The following is a 20,212-nucleotide window of genomic DNA, read 5'->3' as shown; positions in this document are numbered from 1 at the left end:
GGTCTTCACTACTTTTTATGGAGAGGTGTTGTCACACATCCCTTCTCCATATTGAAAATAAAAATCCCATCCCCCTAAGAATACAGATATTGGACTATTTGATTGCTATGCTAGCATGAAAAAAGTAAAGACATTTTGGTTGGAGTGGAGTTAGCGTCACAGATGAGACCCTGGAGCGAACGGAAGTGAGTGAAGCGGCTCATCGGACGCCCCCTGGAAAGGACGCTGGCGGAACGGAAATCAACCCCTCACCTTGCAAAGCTGCTTTTTCTGCCTTTGACATTATCTTTTTTCAACAACATGAGAGCCTTCTCAAAATTTGAGAAGGCTTTTTTTAATAGAAGAAACTCATTTTATATTTCATTATGTGATTTTGGTTTTGGTCCTAGCTCTTCAGGTTCGATATCAGCGAATGTTTCGCCTTCTTCTTCTAGGTCACGCATACGATGTGCAATACGTGAAGCCGCTGAAGCTGCTATACTACCAACCAAATCATCTAAGAACGTGTTGACATGATGTCCGGGTTCTGTATCTAGTTTTTTTATAATCCCTATTTTTTGCTTGTCTAAGTGACCAAAAGTAGTAACGGCAATGCTGCCATATGTAAATACAGATCCTAGTGCAATTGTTTCGTCTACACCAAATAAACCTTCATCTGATTCGATAATTTGTTGTAGTGGTGAAGATAATAATTTTTTCTCTGCTAATTCATCTAATTCAATCCCTACTAATAAAGCATGTTGCACTTCTCGCTTACGTAATACACGTTCAACAGAATGAACACAATGCTCTAGTGTTAAACCTTCATTATAGGTTTTTTGCATTTCGTAAACAATTTGCGCGATATCCTCTATCGCTACACCTCTACGAATTAACGCGGCTTGAGCTGCCTTTGCTACTTCGTCAGAGTGCACACGAATACTTTTATTATGCATATTTAACCCTCATTTCGATTTTTATTGCTAGTATAATGCTAGCCCAACCTATTATACCTTTACTTACGTAATATGGTACAATTTTGTTACAAACACAAGAAGGAGTGTCATCATTGGATAAGGGAACAGTACAGGATTTAACATTTTACAGTGAGTCATTACAGGAAGAATTACAGCTTTATATTTATGTTCCTGCAAATTATTCTCCACTATATAAATACAACATTTTAATCGCATCAGACGGTAAAGATTATTTCCAACTTGGTGGTATTACAAAGCTAGCTGATGAACTGATTGATGACTATGAAATCGAAAATTTAATTATTGCATTTGTTCCTTACAAAGACATAAAAGATCGACGTCATAAATATATCCCGAGCGGTGAGCAACATGAAGCCTATCTTCGCTTTTTAGCACATGAGCTAGTGCCTTATTTAGATCAGGAGTATGCCACTTACCAAATGGGTATGAGTCGTGGAGTGATTGGTGACTCTATGGCTGCTACTGCTTCCTTAATGGCTGCTTTAAAGTACCCAAGCATCTTTGGCAAAGTCATTCTACAATCACCTTATGTAGATGCTGATGTATTAAAGGCCGTGGAAAATTTTAAAGATCCAGGATCTATTTCTATTTACCATATCGTAGGCAAAGGCGAGGATCGGGTTGTGACAATGGATAAAACCATCAAAGATTTTTTAACACCTAATCGTCAATTGCATGATCTCATGATAAATAAAGGGTTTACTACATTTTATGACGAGTTCGATGGTAATCATACATGGAAATATTGGAAACCAGACCTTCGACGTGCATTAATTGAAAATTTCAATTAATATGAAGCGATTCAAATTACGAAAACTGAAATTTCTGTTATACTTAATTAGAAAAATTGTTTATTTTCGGGAGGTAATGGACTATGAAGTACGGTATTGTGGCATTTCCATCAAAAAAATTGCAAGATTTAGCGAATACTTATCGTAAACGATACGATCCTCATTATGCAAAGATTACACCGCATATGACATTAAAGGACAGCTTCGATGCGTCTGAAGAAGAGATTCAAACCATCGTCAAGCAATTAGATGAACTTGCTGCCAAATATGCACCTTTAAACATTCATGCATCTCGCATTAGTTCGTTTTTCCCTACAACAAATGCGATTTACTTCCGCATTGAACCAACAGAACAATTAGCAGCATTCCAACATGAGCTTCAAGAAAAAATCCCTCATGGGGAAATGAAACATGTATTTGTTCCACATATTACAATCGCTCAAAAAATGACAGACTCAGAGCATGATGACATTTTTGGTCAATTACGCATGACGGGCGTTGATGAAAAAGATACAATTGATCGCATTCATCTTTTATATCAATTAGAAGATGGTTCATGGACAACATACGAAACATTCCGTTTGTCTGGAGCTGAGTGATTGTTGTATACCGTTAAAATTGTTGAAACAAAGCAAGAACACGATGATGCCTTTGCCATTCGCAAAAAAGTATTTGTTGAAGAGCAAGGTGTTCCGCTTCATCTAGAATGTGATGCTGAAGATGCAACTGCAACACATTTTATTATGTATGATAACGATGAGCCTGTTGGAGCAGCACGTTTACGCAGTATTGACAACAATACAGCTAAAATTGAGCGTGTTTGTATTTTACAATCCCAACGTGGCAAAAAGTTAGGTGCATTAATTATGAAGGAAATGGAGAAGCACGCTATTTCCATTAATAAAAAAACCTTAAAACTTCATGCACAAAGCTATGCTATTCCCTTCTACGAAAAGCTAGGCTTTACAGTTACCTCACCCGAGTTTATGGATGCAGGTATTCCACACCGTGCTATGGAGAAGAACATTTAATGAAAGGGTGTTACGATATTTATAATGTCGTAACACCCCTTTTTTATGAGACGAATTCGCTTGCCACCATTTATCTACTCTATCGTAACAAGCTGCATTGCCAAGTAGATATGCCATGCGCTACTTCATCATTCTAGTGATTTTATCGAAATCTAGTGATGCGCCATCTTGAATAATAGATTGTACTAATTTATCTTCTAACTCTTGCGTAATCGATCTGTTAGATATTTTAGCAACTCTTCGTACAATTTTTCTTACTTGTTTTTCACTGGTAAAATCCGCATGTTGAATGGCATTGGCTAATGCGAAGATTTCATCCATCGATACACCTGTTTTTTGCTCAATCGAATTAAAAAACGAGCGATGCATGTTTTCCCTCCTATCATTAAAACTCAAAATGACCTTGCGTCTTGCACGAAACATTTCGCAAATGGTGGAGGCCTTAACTTTATTTAGAATTTCCTAAATAAAAGCTAAAGCCTTTATTATGTTCATCAAATTAGATGTAAGTAGCGCCAACAATAATTAATAAAATGAATAGTACAACAATTAGAACAAATGTAGAACCATAACCATAGTTATTGCCTCCAGAGTAACCTCCGCAGTAGCTATTGTTCCACCCACCAACGTTATTTCCATACGGTTGTGAGCCCCAGCCTTGGTATCCCATAAAAGCACCCCTCCCTTCTACAACCTATAATATGTTTCGGTCGTAAAAATGGGAGGGGTATTCGTCTAGTCAATATTTCCTTTTGGTCTAAATATTAATGCACCAATAAAGCCGAACACAATAGCAGCACTGATTCCTGAGCTTGTTACCTCGAACATGCCTGTTAATACGCCTACAAGTCCATGTTTTTCTGCCTCTGCCAGAGCACCATGTGTTAATGAATTCCCGAAGGATGTAATGGGTACAGTCGCACCTGCTCCAGCAAAATTAATTAATGGCTCATATAAGCCCATACCATCCAATATAGCGCCTACAACCACTAACGTACTTAATGTATGTGCAGGTGTTAAATTGCCAACGTCCATTAATAATTGGCCTATGACGCAAATAATGCCTCCAACAATAAATGCAAATATAAAAGTCATAACCATGTTTTTTGCCTCATTTCATCGTAATTTCTATCGCATGTGCCGTACATGGAATCGTCTCGCCTTGCTGATAGGATAGCGGGGATAATAGCGCCCCCGTTGCTACTAGTAATACTCGCTTATAGCTCCCTGCACGCATTTGTTGAATAACATAACTAAAAAAAACAGCTGCCGAACAGCCTGCTCCACTTGCACCAGATTGGAATGCTTCATCCTGTCCATAAAATTCAGCACCTGCATCACGTAATAACGTGAGCTCTTCATTTTTCACGCCATTTTCTACAAGCATTCCTTTTAATAGCTTTAAGCCAAGCTGGCCCAAATCGCCTGTTAAAATTAAATCATAATGATAAATTTTTTGGTTTCTCTGTTGTAAATGAGATTGAATCGTCTGAAAAGCTGCAGGTGCCATTGCAGCACCCATATGGAAAGGATCATCCATACCATAGTCAACGGACTTCCCAATTGTTGCTGCTTCTATAGATGGATACTCCTCGCGATGTTTCCCAATTAGCGCATAACCAGCAGCAGTTACAGTCCATTGAGCTGTTTGTGGTTTTTGTGCTCCATAATTGATCGGGTAACGAAACTGGCGTTCAATTGCATTATGTTGACTAGAGGCACCTGCTAATGAAAAATTAGCAGCACCTAACTCTGTTAATAGGCATGCAATAATTACTGAAGAAACGGAAGTGGCACATGCAGAAAATAGTCCAATAAAAGGAATTTCTAAATCTCTAGCAGCAAAATTAGTCGGTGTCATTTGATTGACTAAATCTCCGCCCATCAAATAATCGATATCACCTTTTTGTACACCCATTTTTTTCATAGCATATTCACAGGCTTCTTCAATCATTTTGCGATGACCCTGTTCATTTGTTTTCATTTGCCAACGTTCATCATCATAAACGGAGTCAAAATACTGACTAAAAACACTCCGATTCTCTAATGGACCCGCTACCACTCCACCAGCTAAAAGAGAGGGCTTCGTTTGAAATAAAATTACCATGAAACCACTCCTATCGTTACGAGGATATACTTAATGAGTGCTACAAAAAACGCAGACACTACACCAAATAATACAACCGATCCTGCTAATTTAAATAAATTTCCGCCGACTCCCAATACTAACCCTTCAGAACGATGCTCAATAGCTGCCGAAACAACAGCATTACCAAAGCCTGTTACTGGTACTGCCGATCCAGCCCCAGCAAATTGACCAATTCTTTTATAAAGGCCAAGACCTGTTAAAATCATGGAAAAAAACACCACTGTTGCAACAGTTGGATTTCCTGCTGTCGCCTCTGTAAAATTGAAGAAAATAATATAAAAAAGAGACACAGCTTGACCAATTGCACAAATAAAACCACCAACGAAAAAGGCCTTTGCTACATTCTTTAAATAAGGGGGCTTTGGTGTAACATTTTGCTCTAACTGTTGATATTGCTCTTTTTCCATTTATGTCTCCTCCTTTGCAAGTTCTTTTAGTTCTGTAATTTTATCGCTTAATTTAGTATCTTCCATCTGATCCTTTTTTATTTTATTGGCTTCATAAAAAATTTTGTAATCAGCGGAGACAAACACATCCTTGTTTGGATATTTCTTTTCAAATTTCTTTTGCAACTTTTTCTCTAACTTAGTTTTTTTCCACTTCTCCCATGGTTTAATTTGTACTGCAACAAGCATACTATCGTCATATTGGATAACCGTTGAACGATCAACATAGTCTTCTTCTTTTATAAGGGCTTCGACTTCACTTTCATTTTGTGTAGACCCATAGACGATAAATTTTTCCTTTTCAGCACAACCATTTAACAGCGATAAAACAACTAAGAGAGGTAACGTCATTCCTAATAGCCTCAAGTTTTACCCTCCTTTTCTTTACAGTTTCTCCACACATAAAAAAACTATTCATTCAAAGAAATACACAAAAGCCCGAGTCCAGTTTTCAAAAGTACATATTGTAGAAGTAGTAACAAGGAAAGGGGGTGACAAAATGGGTTGTGGTAAGCCAACAAATCCTATTGGACCAATCCATTCAGCAGGCTGCGTTTGTGACGTAGTTCGCGCTATTTTAGATATTCAAAATCAAGCGGTGCGAGATGAGTGTTCTCCATGTACAGCAAACTGTTTCTTAGAACCACTAGGCGGGATTGTTAGTCCTGCACGCTCACAAGCAGATACACGTGTCTTCATGTTAATTACAAAAGATGGTACTCCTTTCAAAGCATTCTTTAACTCTCCAACAGCAGATCCTTGTATTTGTACATCCGTATTCTTCCGTGTAGAAGATATGTTTGATGAATGCTGTGCTACTTTACGTGTTTTAGAGCCATTATGTACATTTGACTCTAGTGAAAGTACAGTAGACTTACTAAGCAAAGATGGTTGTTGTATCAACATGAAGAAAATCTGTAAAGTAGATGACTGGAGCTCAACAGATAGCTGTATTACTGTGGATTTATCTTGCTTCTGCGCTGTACAATGTATCGCTGATGTTGACTTAGGGATTTGTGACTAATTCTTTCACCTTTGACACACACACATAAAAAAAGTGTACAGCATCCTCTGCTGTACACTTTTTTTATAAAGTTGGCAATTTTCTTCCTCGCCAAAGTATTTGCTGTATATCTTCAAAATGAATGATTTCCTGTATTTTTAATTCTAATGATGTGAGCATTAAAGAATCATTCTGTACATCTGAAGCTGTCCCAGTTAATTTTCTACCATCCTTTAAACAAACTAATAATGGCTGATAGGCTCTCTGACGAAATGGTTTTTCTAAAAACTGGAGCTGTTTCAGTAAATAAGGATCTATTTGTACTTCATCCACTGTCTCATTTTTTTCTTCAACTATTTGCTCATCGAACATAGTGTCCTTTACATAGACAGATGTACTTTCATCCAAATCAAGTTCATGTAACACCTTAGAAATATTTAAAAAATATGATGGTGATTTTATAAACAAGCGTGGTTCTTGATCCACTTTACTCACTTCCCTTTTTTCCATACAATATGCGAAAGTAAGCAAATTGGTTCTTAGCCTATTTGGCTTAAGAAAACTGTCGCTAAGCCCAAATAAATTAAAATACTTGTAATATCATTTAATGTAGTAATAAAGGGTCCTGATGCAACAGCAGGGTCAATTTTTAGTCGATGCATTAACAATGGAATAAATGAACCAGCTAATGTTGCCACTAAAATAGAACCACAAAGCGCTGCCCCTACTAACATACCTAGGACAAGTTCATGTTTCCAAAAATAAACGATCCCAATAACAATTAATCCACAAACAATGCCTGACATTAAGCCAGTACCTGCTTCACGTAATAGTAACTTCAATTTACTATGTTCTTCTACATCACCTGTTGCAATCCCTCGAATGGCCACGGCCAATGCCTGTGTTCCACTATTACCTGAAGTTCCTGAAATTAATGGAATAAAGACCGCTAGTAAGGCAACCTTATCTAAAGTATCCTCAAATTGCCCCATTAGGTTAGCTGTTAACATACCTAGAAACAGTAGAACTACTAGCCATGGCAAACGTTTTTTAGCTGCTTGGAATGGTGTTACATCAAATTTATCCATATCCGAAATACCAGCTAATTTAGAGTAATCCTCAGAAGCCTCTTCATCAATAACATCAATAATATCGTCAACCGTGATAATACCAAGTAATTCTCCTTTATCATCAATAACAGGTGTCGCTAAAAAATTATAATCCTTCATAATTTGCGCGACTTCTTCTTGGTCATCGCCTACATGTACCATCACGACACGTTCATTCATAATGGAACGAATAAGTGTATCCTCGTCAGCAATGATTAAATCACGTAACGAAATAACACCCGTTAGACGATGTTCTTCATCCACAACAAAAATATAATAAACGGTCTCTGCATCTGGTGCCTCTTTACGCAAAATAGCCATAGCTGAACGAACTGTTGAATTTTCTGGTATAGCGACATATTCAGTGGTCATGATAGAGCCAGCAGTATATTCATCGTAGCTTAGTAGCTCATTAATATCTTCTGCCGCTTCTTCATCCATCATTTCTAAATAGCTTTCGCGCTGTGCTGTATCCAGTTCATTTAAGACATCTGCCGCATCATCCGCATACATATGAGATAGCATTTCTGCACCGTATGATGGATCCATTTCAGCAAGATATGCTTTATACTCATCATCTTCAATATCGATTGCCTCAAAAATATCAGCCATTTCTGTCGGAGACAAGAACGAATAGATGATTTTCCTTATATCAGGTTCCACCTTTTCATAAAACGTTGCCTGATCATATGGATGAAGTTCTAAAAACTCATCACGGAATGCGTCAATATTATGTGCTTCCAGCATTTCTCGTAGATGTGCCTCATCAAATTGCACATCATCCTTTTCATTTCTTTCCTCTATCATGCTTGTCCCCTCCTTCCGAGCTTTCAATCATTTTACGGGCAATGCTGCCGTAAATCTACCTTCTATATAATAGAGTGTAATGTACCTTTTCTGCAAACTCTTTTTTAAGTTATATTTATGAGCAATTGGGCAGATTTTTATAAAATTCAATATTACGCCTAAAATCATGACGATTCTATTTTACTATACCTTACCTTTGTCACTTTGTTATGAATAAGGTGTAAAAAATAATCTACTTCTCTAGCCAAACTCCAAGATAGTTGTTGTTGACGCGCAGATAAACAATACATCCAATTTTCACCTACCATACAACCTGTGATATTAAGAATCTCCCTCGTGAAGAAATACGCAGTTTAACCTAATTCAAAAAACGATAAGGAGATGCTCGTTTGCGCGAACACCTCCTTTTATCAAAAATTTATGCTGAAGATTCCTTCAGTAATCTTTGCATGTCTTCATTTAGCATACTTGTAAAGTGTAATGGCACACTTGTTAAAGGATGCTCCATACTTAAAGATACACAATGTAATGCTTGTCGATCAATCTGAAGACGACTACCACCATAAAGGTCATCCCCCACAAGTGGGTGTCCAAGATGTGACATGTGCACGCGAATTTGATGTGTACGCCCTGTATGCAATTGAAGTCGTACATGTGTCATTGGTTCAGCACCCAGTGAAAAACGCTTCAGAACCTTTACATCCGTATGTGCATATTGTCCATCTTCTCGTACTTCTCTTTCAATAATACTAGCTTCTTTACGACCAATCGGAGCTATAATCGATTGAAAGTTTTGTTCGATATGTCCATGTACAATGGCTTCATATTGTCTTGAAATCTCTCTCTTACGCTGAGCAAGCCCTGTTAAATGATGAATATGAGCATGCTTAGCTATGCATAGTAAACCTGATGTATCTCGGTCTAGCCTTGTAACAATATGAGCCGTAGAGGCCAATCCTTGTTGCTGAAAATAGCCACAAACTAAATTTGCAATGCTGTTGGTTGGATGCTCTCGTGAGGGTATCGTACTTTGATGAGCTGGTTTGTTGAGCACTAAGATGGCATCATCTTCGTATACAATGGACAAATCTCCATGCTCGATAGCAAGCCCTTCACTTTTTTCTTCAGGAGGAAACGTTACTTTCACACAATCACCAGCTTGCAGGATATGCCTTACATTACGTTCGACATCATTCACAGTCAACATACCACCATCGAATTTAATAGCGGTTAGAGCTCGCTTAGAAATACGCCACTCTTGAAGGGCTTCGCGTAATAGTTGGCCATTTTTCTTCGCCACAAATTGCAATGTAAATCGTGTATCCATATTATTCATTTGCGACAAAGGATTCATGCACTCGCTCCCAAAATGGGAATGGTCGGAAACGGGCAAAACGTACTTTTTCATTTGCTACATTAAACGCTATCGCTTTGACATCACCTTGTGTAATTTGCAAGTGATCAACAGTCATATTAAAATTTTGTTCATTTACAGGACGCAATACACAATGATGGTGCGCTGGCAAAATTAATGGTGATCCTACTGTTCTGAACACACGGTTATTAATTGAGGCAATTTCAGTAACTTGAAGTGCTGCAAGTGTAGGATGTATGATGGCCCCACCTAGTGCTTTATTATAAGCCGTACTACCCGACGGAGTGGATACACAGAGGCCATCTCCACGGAAACGTTCAAACTGATTGCCATTTAACTCAACATCCATTACAAGTGTAACATCTGGCGATTTGACTGTTGCTTCATTTAAAGCTAGATACGTATTTGATTCTGCATTATGATGCTCTACCTTTACTTCCAGCAGTGGATATTCCACAACATTAAAGTCCTTTTTAGCAATGGATAAAACTAATTTTTCTAATTCAGATGGTTTCCAATCCGCATAAAATCCTAAATGCCCAGTATGGATACCAACGAAGGCTACTTGGTCTAATAAATGAGCGTATCGATGAAAGGCATGCAATAGCGTGCCATCTCCTCCAATTGAAACAACAATTTCTGGCGTCTCTTCATCATAGGTTAAGCCAAAATCCTGTAAATAGGTTTTTGCAAGTTCCATCAGCTCATTGGATTGTGCATCTCTACGTGATTGAATCGAAAATTTCATTGTGCGTCACGCTCCTTCTCCGTTAGTAAATTAGGATTCGATGCTTCTTTATATTCGCTAAAGTAGGCCTGTGCCTCTTGAATTTCACTGCGAATGGATGACATTTCCTCATCCAACCGAAATGCCGCCTCGGCAGCACTTTGCAAGCGATTCTTAATTTCTTCTGGGAACATGCCTTTATATTTATAATTTAAAGAATGCTCTATTGAAGCCCAGAAATTCATGGCCAGTGTACGGATTTGTATTTCCGCTAATACTACTTTTTTTCCTTGAATAGTTTCAACAGGATACTCCACAATCATATGGTAGGAGCGATAACCACTAGGCTTATTATGTGTAATATAATCGCGTTCTTCCACTACACGCATATCTTTTCGCTGTCGAATAAGCTCAGTTACCGTTGAGATATCATCAACAAATTGACACATAATCCGAAGGCCAGCAATATCGCCAAGTTCATCACCAAGTTGTTTAGAAGGCTCAAAAGCTAATCCTTTTTCTAACGTTTTGTCATATATACTTGCTAAAGGCTTGACACGTCCTGTGACAAATTCAATTGGCGAATTGGCATTTACAATACCAAATTGCGAACGCATGCCCTTTAATTTTACTTTTAATTCGTCTACTGCTTGTTTATAAGGACTTAAAAATATTTCCCATTGTCCCATTGTAAAAACCTCCCGACAATCGGTATCGAACACCACCGTCTGTTCGTTTTGTCTTTCTATTCAGCGAGAATAGCCTTGAAGTGTTGCTCCACTGCTTGGACAAATTCTGCCCCATAATTGTAATTTCCTTCAATATTATACACGAGCATTTCCAATTCCTCGTAGAAATTTGTCAGCTCAATCACTTCTTCACCTATTCGTAGCAATGGATTTTTCCCTTTTTGTAAAATATGTACAAGATTCTCCCAACTACTCGGTGGAAAACGCAAGTAATGATAGTCGTCACCTGCATCAAGTAAATAAATAAATGCAAAATCATCTGAATCTGCAATGAGTTGTCCAGCAGGTTTTAACTGTAAATTTACTTCATTGTCGTTTAAACTAAAATGAAGTTGATCTTGTTCAAAATTCGATGTATCTATTGTATAAATTTTACGCACATGCGGTTCCCCTTTTCGTTGTACTCTTCCTCTTATTTTAGCACACAGGGTAAATAGTTGCAGTGTGTAAATATTAATTCGAGCGAAACAACGGATGAAAAATAAAAAATAAATAGGTGACTATAAATGACACAAGAAATTGAGATTGAATTTAAAAATCTATTAACAAAACAACAATACGAGCAATTATTACAAGAGTTCCACATTAGCCAAAATGCTATTCATCGTCAAACAAATCATTATTTTGACACACCTAATCAAGCAATTCGCAAACTACAAAGTGGTCTTCGTATTAGACAAATTGGTAATTATTACGAATGTACGCTCAAAGAGAAAAATGCTGAGCATGCTCACCTTGAAACAACGGATAAGATAACAGCAATAGAGGCGCAACAAATGTTAGATGGCAAAGGATTTTATGCCCAAGAGGTAGCTAAAAGATTAGCTCTCCATCATATTCCTTTAGAACAATTGCATGTATTTGGTTCGCTCACTACAGATCGTGTCGAAATTCCTTACAAAGAGGGACTTCTTGTTTTCGATCATTCTTTCTATTTGCAGTGCGACGATTATGAGGTAGAATATGAAGCAAAAGATGCAATAAAAGGAAATATAATTTTCGACAGTTTTTTACAACAATATGGTATTGATAAGCGACCAACTGATAAAAAAATCGCCCGTTTTATGAAAGCACTAAAAGCACAAAATTTATAAAAAGGAAGGTGTCTGACTCCTTGGATATTCAATCATTAAAATCTTTACTAGAAATTCAGGCATTGCAAGCACTTGGATCTAGCGAAAGTTCATCCACAGACAATGAGTCTATTTTTTCAGACATGATTAACGAATTATTAGGAGAAACGTCGACAGCAAGGAATGCTAAATTATCAAGCTTGCTTGCTACAGGCACATCAAATAATTCAAATTTCATCAATCAGCTGGCTACTTCTGAGCAAAGTCCATTAGAATCATTTCTTTACAAAGGGTCTAATGCTGTGTTCATACCTGAATCAGTCAAACAAGCTTTAGCAAACACATATGCTACTAACAAACTTGAATCCTATGTTTCAGACGATGTAATAGGTTCTACAGCATATGCCAATTCACTAGCAGGAGCAAATGAATATACGGCCATTATTGAAAAAGCAGCCGCTACTTATCAGATACCTGCAAAGCTTATTGCAGCAGTTATTAAACAAGAATCTAATTTTAATCCAACTGTAGTAAGCCATGCAGGGGCGCAAGGTTTAATGCAACTTATGCCCACAACAGCACAATATTTAGGTGTAACTAACGCTTTTGATCCAGAGCAGAATATTATGGCTGGAGCAAAATATTTGCGTCAAATGCTGGATAAGTTTAATAATGACCCTACATTAGCATTAGCAGCCTATAATGCTGGCGCATCTCGTGTTACAAAATATGGAGGAATCCCTCCTTTTAAAGAAACACAGAATTATGTCAAAAAAGTGATGAATTACTTTACAGTGTAATCGCATTTTTCCCGTTATCTATGTCATTTCCAACAAATTTCACCCATAGTGGTGAAATTTGTGCTTTTATAGCGAACAGCAATTCGAAAGAGCTCTTTGTTTGTGTTAACGAAAAGACGTTGATAGAATGAAGGTAGTCACAAGAATTTCACATTTTGATGAGGATGAAGTATACAATATGGTACTTTACGATATAAAGAATTAAAGGAGCATATAACTTATGAGTCGAAAATACACTGTTCCTTATGAGGAGCTGGGAGCTGAAAAACTGTCAGAACTCATTCATGCGTTCTATAAAAGAGTTGCTCAGCATCCTGATCTTATTCCAATCTTTCCAAAGGATTTAACAGAAACAGCCCGTAAACAAATTCAATTTCAAACACAGTATTTAGGGGGTCCAAATCTTTTTACTGAAGAACATGGTCATCCAATGATGCGTGCACGTCACATGAATTTTCCTATTACACCTGACCGCGCTCAAGCTTGGCTAGAGTGTATGTCAGAAGCAATGGATGAGGTAGGTTTGGAAGGGAAGTTCCGTGAAACTTATTATCAACGTTTAGTATTAACAGCTCATCACATGGTTAATACGCCAAATGACGATGAGGGGGAATTGTTACGTGAATAATATTCAAATGTTGCAAGAGCCAACGCCAACGATTTCTACTGCAAACAAGCCAATTGAATTGTATATTTTCGTAGATCCACTTTGCCCTGAAGCTTTCAGCATGCAAGCAACTCTTCGTAAATTACAGCTTGAATACAACCATTACTTCACATGGCGCTTTGTTTTAAGCACAGAACTTACTTCTTTAAACTGCTTAAGTAAACGTGTCAAAGGTTGTATTTCAGGAATCGAACTTGATATTAATCACCCTGTTTTACCTTCTATCGCTATTAAAGCTGCTGAATTACAGGGGAAGCGTGCAGGTGCACGTTATTTATCAAAACTACAAGAATATGTATTATTAAGTCATCAAGATGTAAACTCCTATGCAACGCTTTTAAAAATAGCTGAGGATGTTCAACTCGATATGAATGAGTTTACTGTTGACTTTGGTTCTAAGGAGGCAGCACGTGCTTTCCAATGCGATTTATATATTAAACGCGAAATGGAAGTGGAAGAAGTACCAAGTATCGTATTTTTCAATGAATGTATTGAAGATGAGGGACTAAAAGTTAGTGGTAGCTATTCCTATGAAGTTTATGAACATATTTTACAAGAAATGCTGAATGAACAGCTTGTTCGTCAGCCATTACCATCAATAGAGGACTTATTTTCTAAATTCCATACTCTTTCTACTAATGAAATAGCTTTTATCTATTCATTAACAGAGCAAGCAGCAGAGCGTGAACTAAAGAAACGTATGCTGCAACAAAAGATCGAACGAATCCAGACTACTCACGCTACGTTATGGCGTCTTAAATAATACAATAAACCAAAGGGACTCCAGTCATCATGATGGAGTCCCTTTTTAAGATAACGCAAAATACAAAGAAGCGCCTCTATCCTCGACCGATAGAGACGCTTCTTTTTCACAAAGGGGATGGGAGAAATGTTCACGTTCAAACAAAGGGGTGTATGTTTGTTTTGTGATTTATTTCACAAGAATTACTCTATCACGGAATAATATATTTAGCAATGAAACCAATACTAGATTCACAAATTTGTCAAATAGAAAGCGATTACAAACAGTATTTTTCCAAGATGCACACTTTAAACCTATTTATAAATCAAAAAAAATCATTATTCTTTCCTTTTCAATTATGCTGTTATAAAAAAAACGGGCTATAGGAACATTCCTATAGCCCAATCAATTAGTTATTCAACAATAATTTCTCTAGTTCGTTTAAACGTTCTTCAAATACTTTACATGCATCTTCGATTGGCTTAGCCTCGTTCATATCAACGCCTGCTGCCTTTAATACTTCAATAGGGAAATCAGAGCATCCTGCTTTTAAGAAGTTATTAATATAACGTTCTACAGCTGGTGCACCCTCCTCTAAAATTTGTTTACTCAATGCTGTAGCGGCGGATTTACCCGTCGCATACTGATAAACATAGTAATTATAGTAGAAGTGTGGGATACGAGCCCATTCTAAGCCAATTTCCTCATCCACTACCATATCATCACCGAAGTACTTTTTGTTTAATTCATAATAAACTTCTGTTAAACGATCTGCTGTCAACGACTCACCGTTCTTATCCATCTCATGAATAAGATGTTCAAACTCTGCAAACATTGTTTGTCTGAATACCGTACTTCTAAAACCATCTAACCAATGATTTAATAAGTAGATCTTTTGTTGTGGGTCATCAATTGTTTTCAGTAAATAGTCATTTAATAACTCTTCATTACAAGTAGACGCTACCTCTGCCACAAAAATAGAATAATCTCCATAAACAAATGGCTGGTTGTTTCGTGAATAATAACTATGAACACTGTGGCCAAATTCATGTGCTAATGTAAATAAATTGTTCACATTGTCTTGCCAATTCATTAAAATATACGGATTCGTACCATATGCGCCTGATGAATAGGCTCCACTACGCTTCCCTTTATTTTCTAAAACATCGACCCAACGGTTATCCAGTCCGTTTTGAACGATGCTTTGATATTCCTCCCCTAATGGAGCTAAAGCTTTTACTAAAATATCTTTCGCCTCATCATAGGAAACCTTCATTTCCACCTCTTTAACAAGTGGCGCAAATAAATCCCACATATGCAATTCGTCTACGCCCAATAATTTCTTACGCAACGAAATATAACGTTGCATAGCTGGTAAATACTTATGAATTGTTTCCACAAGTTGATCATAGACAGTTTCCGGGATGAAGTTATTAGACATGGCAGCGTGGCGTGCAGATTCATAATGGCGAATTCGAGCACTTACATTATGCTTCTTCACATTACCAGTTAGCGTAGCCGAGAACGTATTTTTAAACTTGCCATACGTTTCATACATCGCTTTAAATGCCCCTTCACGTACAGAGCGATCCTTGCTCTCTAAAAACTTGATATAGTTACCATGCGTAAGTTGTACTTCTTCCCCCTCTTCATTTTTCACATGAGGGAATACCATGTCGGCATTATTTAACATGCTAAATGTATTCGAAGCTGAACCCGTTACCTCCGACATTTGTGCTAGTAATGCCTCCTGTTCAGCTGGTAACACATGTGGACGTGCCATCGTAATTTCTTTTAAAGATTGCTTATATAATTGTAGGTCTTGATTTTCTGCTAAGTAGCCTTCAATCGTTTCTTCATTTAATGACAGAATTTCTGGTGTTAAATAGGAAAGGCCAGCTGAGATACTCGTTGCCAATGTTTGTATACGGCTGTTCATATCTTGATAAAAGCTATTAGTCGTATCTTGATCATAACGCATATGAGCATATGTGTAGAGCTTCATTGCACGTTCATATATATGATCATGATACTGCAAAGCTGCTAATAATGCTTCTGCCCCATTATTTAAAGTACCTGCATAGCTAGGTGCTTGTTTAGCAAGCTCTGCAACCTCCTTCCATTCCTCTTCCCAAGCTGCATCTGTTGCAAAAATATCCTCTAAGCGCCATGTTAATTCTTCTGGTACTTCTTTTCTAACCAAAACCTGATTACTGTTACTAGCCATTATGCCAGCCCCCTTTATATGTGCTTTTTTCCTTTTACTCTCATATTTTCTCAGTATATTGTGGCAATTGCAAATAAATGTACATAGACTTGCTCACAATTATCTAGTAAACCACCTTCATGGTTCATACACTTAAGTAGATGCCCATAATTTTGAATAGCCCTTACTGCTTGTTCGGTTACTTCTAGCTGATGCTGATTTAAAAAGTTTTCCATCTGCCCCTTTGTTAATTCAAATGGTTGACGTCCTAATTGTTTACTAAAATATACTAGCATTGTTTGCCATTCACTCGTGAACAAAGAGATAGATGCTCCTTCTCTCACTGGAATCCCAATGTAAGACGGCATCGCAGTAAGAGAAAGATTTAATTCATAGCAATTACGTAAAAATGGATCTTGTGCTCCCTTCTTGCTATGTAAAAGACGATTATACGCAAATTGCCTACAAGTCTGTTTATAGAGCTGCCAATAGCGTTGAAATTCTTCTTGAGTAATACGTTGAGGTATATAAAAAGGAAAAAGTTGTTGATCGATCGGAATTTTCTGTACTTTACCTATGAAAGTATGCCCGTGAACATGAAGAAGATTCGTCCAATAAATAAATTGGGCTGTCCCCGCGTTGTATGTTAGTAAATAAGGCAAGCCTGTTGTCGTTGTTATAAACGCTTTTTGAAGCAATGGAGAGATTCTAATTTTTCTGATGCCATTGGTGGATTCTTTGCTTTGTGGAGTTTGAAATAGCCAAATTGCTTGTATATCGTTTCTTTCATAGCCCAATGTTCGTTGTCGCCATTTTTCATGAGAGATTGAACTGCATTGAAATTCAACTGCGAACTGCTCCTCATCTATCGTAACGAGCAAATCAGGTCGCTGAGAAAGCTCTTTTAAATAGGGCTCTAATTTCACCTGATGTCCATGCTTTTTGAGCCATTCATATAATTGTATTTTACCTTGTAAATGTAATGTAGATTCACCTTCTGCGAATAGCTGTGAACATTGGTTTTTTGTAAAGTGCGCAAAATGAGGAATGTTATAGTTACCTATTTTTAATTGAACTTGTTCTAAACATTGAGGGCAAAAAAATTTCATCTGCCGCCTATATCGCTGCAAAGCTTTCCTCGTATATTGATATGGGAGAAATAGTTGCTGTTGATTGTTATAGGCAATAAGCATATAATCAGCTCCTTTTTTAACAACTATAATAGAATGGATTTTCACTAACAAAAATAAAGCAGTTTTTTCTTGAAATTTTAAAAATGCGATGTTATTTCTGTGATGTTGAAAGCATAAAAAAGGACTGTAGTGAACTCGATTCATTTACGAGTTTCACTACAGTCTAAAATAATTAGTGGTTCATTGCCTATGCAAAGTATTTTCGCACTGTTTCAAAGCAATTGAATTCCATAATTTTTTCACCGTACTCCTCTAGACGATGAATTGTAAAATTGGATGGTGTTAAAAATTCCTTGATAACTGCATTTCTATCATGACGATTTAAATCCTCATCTGCGTTTCCGAAATCAACAACTAGATAGTACCAATTTTCATATTTGAATAATGAGGAATCCACTAATTCATCTGTCATTCGTTTTGCGACAGGGATTAACTCATCAATATCTTTAAATTTATAAACATAAATGTCTGTATCCATAAATAATTCTGACTCATCCATGTCACCAAATTGAGTTAGTTGGCTAAGAAGATCCTCTCCAACTTCATCGAATGGCGCAAACATATCTTTGTGTTCATCAAAATTCGAATGACCATCTAATGTTTCACCGTCTTTTAAAATATGTGCACGTGTGACAATGATTTCTAAGCCTACTTCAGAAGCATTGATATGAATCCAAATCGGACCCTCTACATCAAAATAATCCTCCGTGTTTACTTCATCAATCATATCCCAAAAAAGTTGTTCACCCTTTGCTCGATTGTACCAAATTTCTTCACGACTATAGCCGCGATCCTCTATATCATTGTACGTAATAAAGAGCTTGAGTGTATTTTCATTTACACGTTCGATGTCCACTAGACCTCATCTCCCTTCACTGTCATATGTCGAAAAACAGTTTTGTTTCATTAGTATGCTTTTATTCTTTGTTTTTAACCTTCATACTGCATTTGTTTTTCAACCTTTGACCACACTACAGTAAAACCATCGAGTAACCATAAACATGAGTTTTTGTGTTCACAGTTGTCTCTAACTCTATTGTATGCTGTTCTGTCATAAAATGAAAAGGATATACACCGTTTCACAGAAGATATTTGAATTATTGAAATTGTAGTAAACTATTTAACTTAAATCAAGTTTAACATACTTTTACGGAAATATATGACTTTTCCCTATTAATTATTATACTTCATATAGAAGGTTTTACAGAAGTAAAACATAAAAAAAGATGTCACAACATGTATTCCACATTTGTAACATCTATTACATATATTATTCAGAAAAGAAAGGTTTAATTCACCATTCGTTGCGCTTCTTGTAATTGATATGCTCGAACTTTTCGAGGTAAGAAACGACGAATTTCATCTTCATTGTAGCCAACCTGCAGACGTTTTTCATCTAAAATGATTGGTCTACGTAATAATCCAGGATATTCCTGAATTAATTCATATAAACGCTGTAATGGTAAACTTTCAACGTCCACATTTAATTTTTGGAATATTTTCGAACGAGTAGAAATAATTTCATCTGTTCCGTCTTCTGTCATACGTAAAATTTTTTTTATTTCACTAATGCTGAGTGGTTCAGAAAATATATTACGTTCTGTATATGGAATTTCGTGCTCCTCTAACCAAGCTTTCGCTTTACGACAAGAGGTACAACTTGGTGATGTAAATAGGGTTACGATCATTCTGACACATCCTTTCATTTCAAAATCATTATCTATAAACCAGAACCAGTGTGTTAAATTAGAATTAATGTAATGTAAAATACACAGTACCATTATACAGTACTCTGCTGTATTTGAATATAGTTCCAATAAAAAAAGTCTGAACCTATCCCTAAATATTCTGTCTATTTATACAGCTTTTTAATGTAGTGTATTTTCTTCAAACTTATGTGCTACTACTACCATTCCCATTTTTAAAGCATTTTAAACATCTAAACAGATATCTCAGTTGTTCTCATTTAAGAAAAATAATCGAGAAAATTGTCAATCCCACGTGTACATCTAAACAATTTTTTAATAAAAAATTATAAATTTATAACAAAATTACATAACAAAAAAAGCATATAATTTTTTCTAGAAAAAAAACACCGTCAAAAGTCTGACTTTACACAAAGGAATCTTTATAATATAATTCTTTGCAATCAAATCAATTTGAACAATTTAAATTGAGAAAAACGCTGACGAAGAGTAGTACATATGCTAATTCACGTATAGAGAGTCTGTGGTTGCTGCAAACAGATCGTGGATGCATGTGGAATGGACTTCCGAGTTAGCTTTGTGAACGCTACTTGAAGCTATTAGCAAAGCTCGTCCCTTCACGTTACGAAGCTGAGTGGCCTTTCTAGGCAAGCTGGGTGGT

Annotated in this window: 25 protein-coding genes and 1 other annotated feature (1 of these 26 only partly in view); of the genes, 8 read left to right on the top strand and 17 right to left on the bottom strand. The window is 36.8% G+C overall.

Features of this window, described 5'->3' with window-relative positions; all coding sequences use genetic code 11:
* Nucleotides 1-353: 353 nt before the first annotated feature.
* Entirely contained in the window at nucleotides 354-935 is a 582-nt protein-coding gene (locus tag MHB39_RS03995) for a phosphatidylglycerophosphatase A (protein ID WP_054549790.1), read from the bottom strand.
* Nucleotides 936-1,048: 113 nt separating this feature from the next.
* Between MHB39_RS03995 and MHB39_RS03990 the strand changes: the two genes are divergently transcribed.
* The 3 genes from MHB39_RS03990 to MHB39_RS03980 all read left to right on the top strand — a co-directional run bounded on the left by MHB39_RS03990 (nucleotide 1,049) and on the right by MHB39_RS03980 (nucleotide 2,799).
* Nucleotides 1,049-1,768, top strand: a complete 720-nt coding sequence (locus MHB39_RS03990) for an alpha/beta hydrolase-fold protein (RefSeq protein ID WP_342545889.1) — start codon at nucleotides 1,049-1,051, stop codon at nucleotides 1,766-1,768.
* Nucleotides 1,769-1,851: 83 nt separating this feature from the next.
* Complete coding sequence (locus MHB39_RS03985) at nucleotides 1,852-2,367, top strand: YjcG family protein (protein WP_036076666.1); 516 nt, start codon at nucleotides 1,852-1,854, stop codon at nucleotides 2,365-2,367.
* A gap of 3 nt (nucleotides 2,368-2,370) precedes the next feature.
* Complete coding sequence (locus tag MHB39_RS03980; protein ID WP_026023480.1) at nucleotides 2,371-2,799, top strand: GNAT family N-acetyltransferase; 429 nt, start codon at nucleotides 2,371-2,373, stop codon at nucleotides 2,797-2,799.
* A 120-nt stretch (nucleotides 2,800-2,919) separates the two neighbouring features.
* On the opposite strand, the gene MHB39_RS03975 is transcribed toward MHB39_RS03980, so the two are convergent.
* The 6 genes from MHB39_RS03975 to MHB39_RS03950 form a co-directional block, all read right to left on the bottom strand.
* On the bottom strand, nucleotides 2,920-3,168 hold the full coding sequence (locus MHB39_RS03975) for a stage VI sporulation protein F (protein ID WP_004230969.1): 249 nt from the start codon (nucleotides 3,166-3,168) through the stop codon (nucleotides 2,920-2,922).
* A 130-nt stretch (nucleotides 3,169-3,298) separates the two neighbouring features.
* On the bottom strand, nucleotides 3,299-3,469 hold the full coding sequence (locus tag MHB39_RS03970; protein WP_009374137.1) for a YjcZ family sporulation protein: 171 nt from the start codon (nucleotides 3,467-3,469) through the stop codon (nucleotides 3,299-3,301).
* A gap of 65 nt (nucleotides 3,470-3,534) precedes the next feature.
* Nucleotides 3,535-3,900 carry a stage V sporulation protein AE gene (gene spoVAE / locus MHB39_RS03965; protein WP_016994345.1) on the bottom strand — a complete coding sequence of 122 codons (366 nt, stop codon included), beginning with the start codon at nucleotides 3,898-3,900 and terminating at the stop codon, nucleotides 3,535-3,537.
* 10 nt (nucleotides 3,901-3,910) lie between these two features.
* Nucleotides 3,911-4,906 (bottom strand): stage V sporulation protein AD, encoded by a 996-nt coding sequence (locus tag MHB39_RS03960; protein WP_036076668.1) that lies wholly within the window; start codon nucleotides 4,904-4,906, stop codon nucleotides 3,911-3,913.
* Nucleotides 4,900-5,355 (bottom strand): stage V sporulation protein AC, encoded by a 456-nt coding sequence (spoVAC, locus tag MHB39_RS03955; RefSeq protein ID WP_016994343.1) that lies wholly within the window; start codon nucleotides 5,353-5,355, stop codon nucleotides 4,900-4,902. The genes MHB39_RS03960 and spoVAC overlap by 7 nt, the downstream gene beginning before the upstream one ends.
* Nucleotides 5,356-5,760: a YhcN/YlaJ family sporulation lipoprotein gene (locus MHB39_RS03950; RefSeq protein WP_257961534.1), complete on the bottom strand. Its 405-nt coding sequence runs from the start codon at nucleotides 5,758-5,760 to the stop codon at nucleotides 5,356-5,358.
* Between the two features lie 133 nt (nucleotides 5,761-5,893).
* On the opposite strand from MHB39_RS03950, the gene MHB39_RS03945 reads away from it, so the two are divergent.
* A complete protein-coding gene (locus tag MHB39_RS03945; RefSeq protein WP_004230953.1) occupies nucleotides 5,894-6,418 on the top strand; it encodes a CotY/CotZ family spore coat protein in 525 nt (174 codons plus the stop codon).
* 63 nt (nucleotides 6,419-6,481) lie between these two features.
* Here MHB39_RS03945 and MHB39_RS03940 read toward each other — a convergent pair whose 3' ends face one another.
* The 6 genes from MHB39_RS03940 to MHB39_RS03915 form a co-directional block, all read right to left on the bottom strand.
* The gene (locus MHB39_RS03940; protein ID WP_231595610.1) at nucleotides 6,482-6,883 is read right to left on the bottom strand and encodes a hypothetical protein; all 402 of its coding nucleotides are present in this window, start codon (nucleotides 6,881-6,883) and stop codon (nucleotides 6,482-6,484) included.
* Between the two features lie 53 nt (nucleotides 6,884-6,936).
* Nucleotides 6,937-8,313, bottom strand: coding sequence for a magnesium transporter (mgtE, locus tag MHB39_RS03935; protein WP_048392024.1), 1,377 nt, complete (start codon nucleotides 8,311-8,313; stop codon nucleotides 6,937-6,939).
* 418 nt (nucleotides 8,314-8,731) lie between these two features.
* Entirely contained in the window at nucleotides 8,732-9,640 is a 909-nt protein-coding gene (locus MHB39_RS03930) for an RluA family pseudouridine synthase (protein WP_342546885.1), read from the bottom strand.
* 1 nt (nucleotide 9,641) lies between these two features.
* Nucleotides 9,642-10,436 carry an NAD kinase gene (locus tag MHB39_RS03925; RefSeq protein ID WP_016994338.1) on the bottom strand — a complete coding sequence of 265 codons (795 nt, stop codon included), beginning with the start codon at nucleotides 10,434-10,436 and terminating at the stop codon, nucleotides 9,642-9,644.
* Nucleotides 10,433-11,104 (bottom strand): GTP pyrophosphokinase family protein, encoded by a 672-nt coding sequence (locus tag MHB39_RS03920; RefSeq protein WP_004227437.1) that lies wholly within the window; start codon nucleotides 11,102-11,104, stop codon nucleotides 10,433-10,435. The genes MHB39_RS03925 and MHB39_RS03920 overlap by 4 nt, the downstream gene beginning before the upstream one ends.
* A 56-nt stretch (nucleotides 11,105-11,160) precedes the next feature.
* Entirely contained in the window at nucleotides 11,161-11,544 is a 384-nt protein-coding gene (locus MHB39_RS03915) for a hypothetical protein (RefSeq protein WP_016994337.1), read from the bottom strand.
* Nucleotides 11,545-11,670: 126 nt separating this feature from the next.
* Between MHB39_RS03915 and MHB39_RS03910 the strand changes: the two genes are divergently transcribed.
* From MHB39_RS03910 to MHB39_RS03895, 4 genes are all read left to right on the top strand, one after another.
* The gene (locus MHB39_RS03910; RefSeq protein WP_258860673.1) at nucleotides 11,671-12,258 is read left to right on the top strand and encodes a CYTH domain-containing protein; all 588 of its coding nucleotides are present in this window, start codon (nucleotides 11,671-11,673) and stop codon (nucleotides 12,256-12,258) included.
* A 20-nt stretch (nucleotides 12,259-12,278) separates the two neighbouring features.
* Entirely contained in the window at nucleotides 12,279-13,037 is a 759-nt protein-coding gene (locus MHB39_RS03905; RefSeq protein WP_342545887.1) for a lytic transglycosylase domain-containing protein, read from the top strand.
* Between the two features lie 220 nt (nucleotides 13,038-13,257).
* Complete coding sequence (locus MHB39_RS03900) at nucleotides 13,258-13,665, top strand: hemoglobin (RefSeq protein WP_004227447.1); 408 nt, start codon at nucleotides 13,258-13,260, stop codon at nucleotides 13,663-13,665.
* Nucleotides 13,658-14,467, top strand: a complete 810-nt coding sequence (locus tag MHB39_RS03895; protein WP_036076678.1) for a DsbA family protein — start codon at nucleotides 13,658-13,660, stop codon at nucleotides 14,465-14,467. The genes MHB39_RS03900 and MHB39_RS03895 overlap by 8 nt, the downstream gene beginning before the upstream one ends.
* Before the next feature lie 388 nt (nucleotides 14,468-14,855).
* Here the strand turns inward: MHB39_RS03895 and pepF are convergent, their stop codons facing one another.
* The 4 genes from pepF to spxA all read right to left on the bottom strand — a co-directional run bounded on the left by pepF (nucleotide 14,856) and on the right by spxA (nucleotide 19,530).
* On the bottom strand, nucleotides 14,856-16,673 hold the full coding sequence (pepF, locus tag MHB39_RS03890; protein ID WP_342545885.1) for an oligoendopeptidase F: 1,818 nt from the start codon (nucleotides 16,671-16,673) through the stop codon (nucleotides 14,856-14,858).
* A gap of 50 nt (nucleotides 16,674-16,723) precedes the next feature.
* On the bottom strand, nucleotides 16,724-17,845 hold the full coding sequence (locus MHB39_RS03885) for a competence protein CoiA family protein (RefSeq protein WP_342545884.1): 1,122 nt from the start codon (nucleotides 17,843-17,845) through the stop codon (nucleotides 16,724-16,726).
* A gap of 187 nt (nucleotides 17,846-18,032) precedes the next feature.
* Nucleotides 18,033-18,701, bottom strand: a complete 669-nt coding sequence (gene mecA, locus MHB39_RS03880) for an adaptor protein MecA (protein ID WP_004227456.1) — start codon at nucleotides 18,699-18,701, stop codon at nucleotides 18,033-18,035.
* Nucleotides 18,702-19,134: 433 nt separating this feature from the next.
* Nucleotides 19,135-19,530: a transcriptional regulator SpxA gene (gene spxA, locus MHB39_RS03875; protein WP_025116803.1), complete on the bottom strand. Its 396-nt coding sequence runs from the start codon at nucleotides 19,528-19,530 to the stop codon at nucleotides 19,135-19,137.
* 491 nt (nucleotides 19,531-20,021) lie between these two features.
* Nucleotides 20,022-20,212 (top strand) — a binding site (T-box leader) (it continues 31 nt past the right edge of the window).

It is taken from the genome of Lysinibacillus sp. FSL K6-4013, assembly GCF_038630435.1.
Taxonomy (GTDB): Bacteria; Bacillota; Bacilli; order Bacillales_A; family Planococcaceae; genus Lysinibacillus; species Lysinibacillus boronitolerans.
This window is presented reverse-complemented; position numbering and strand designations above follow the sequence as displayed.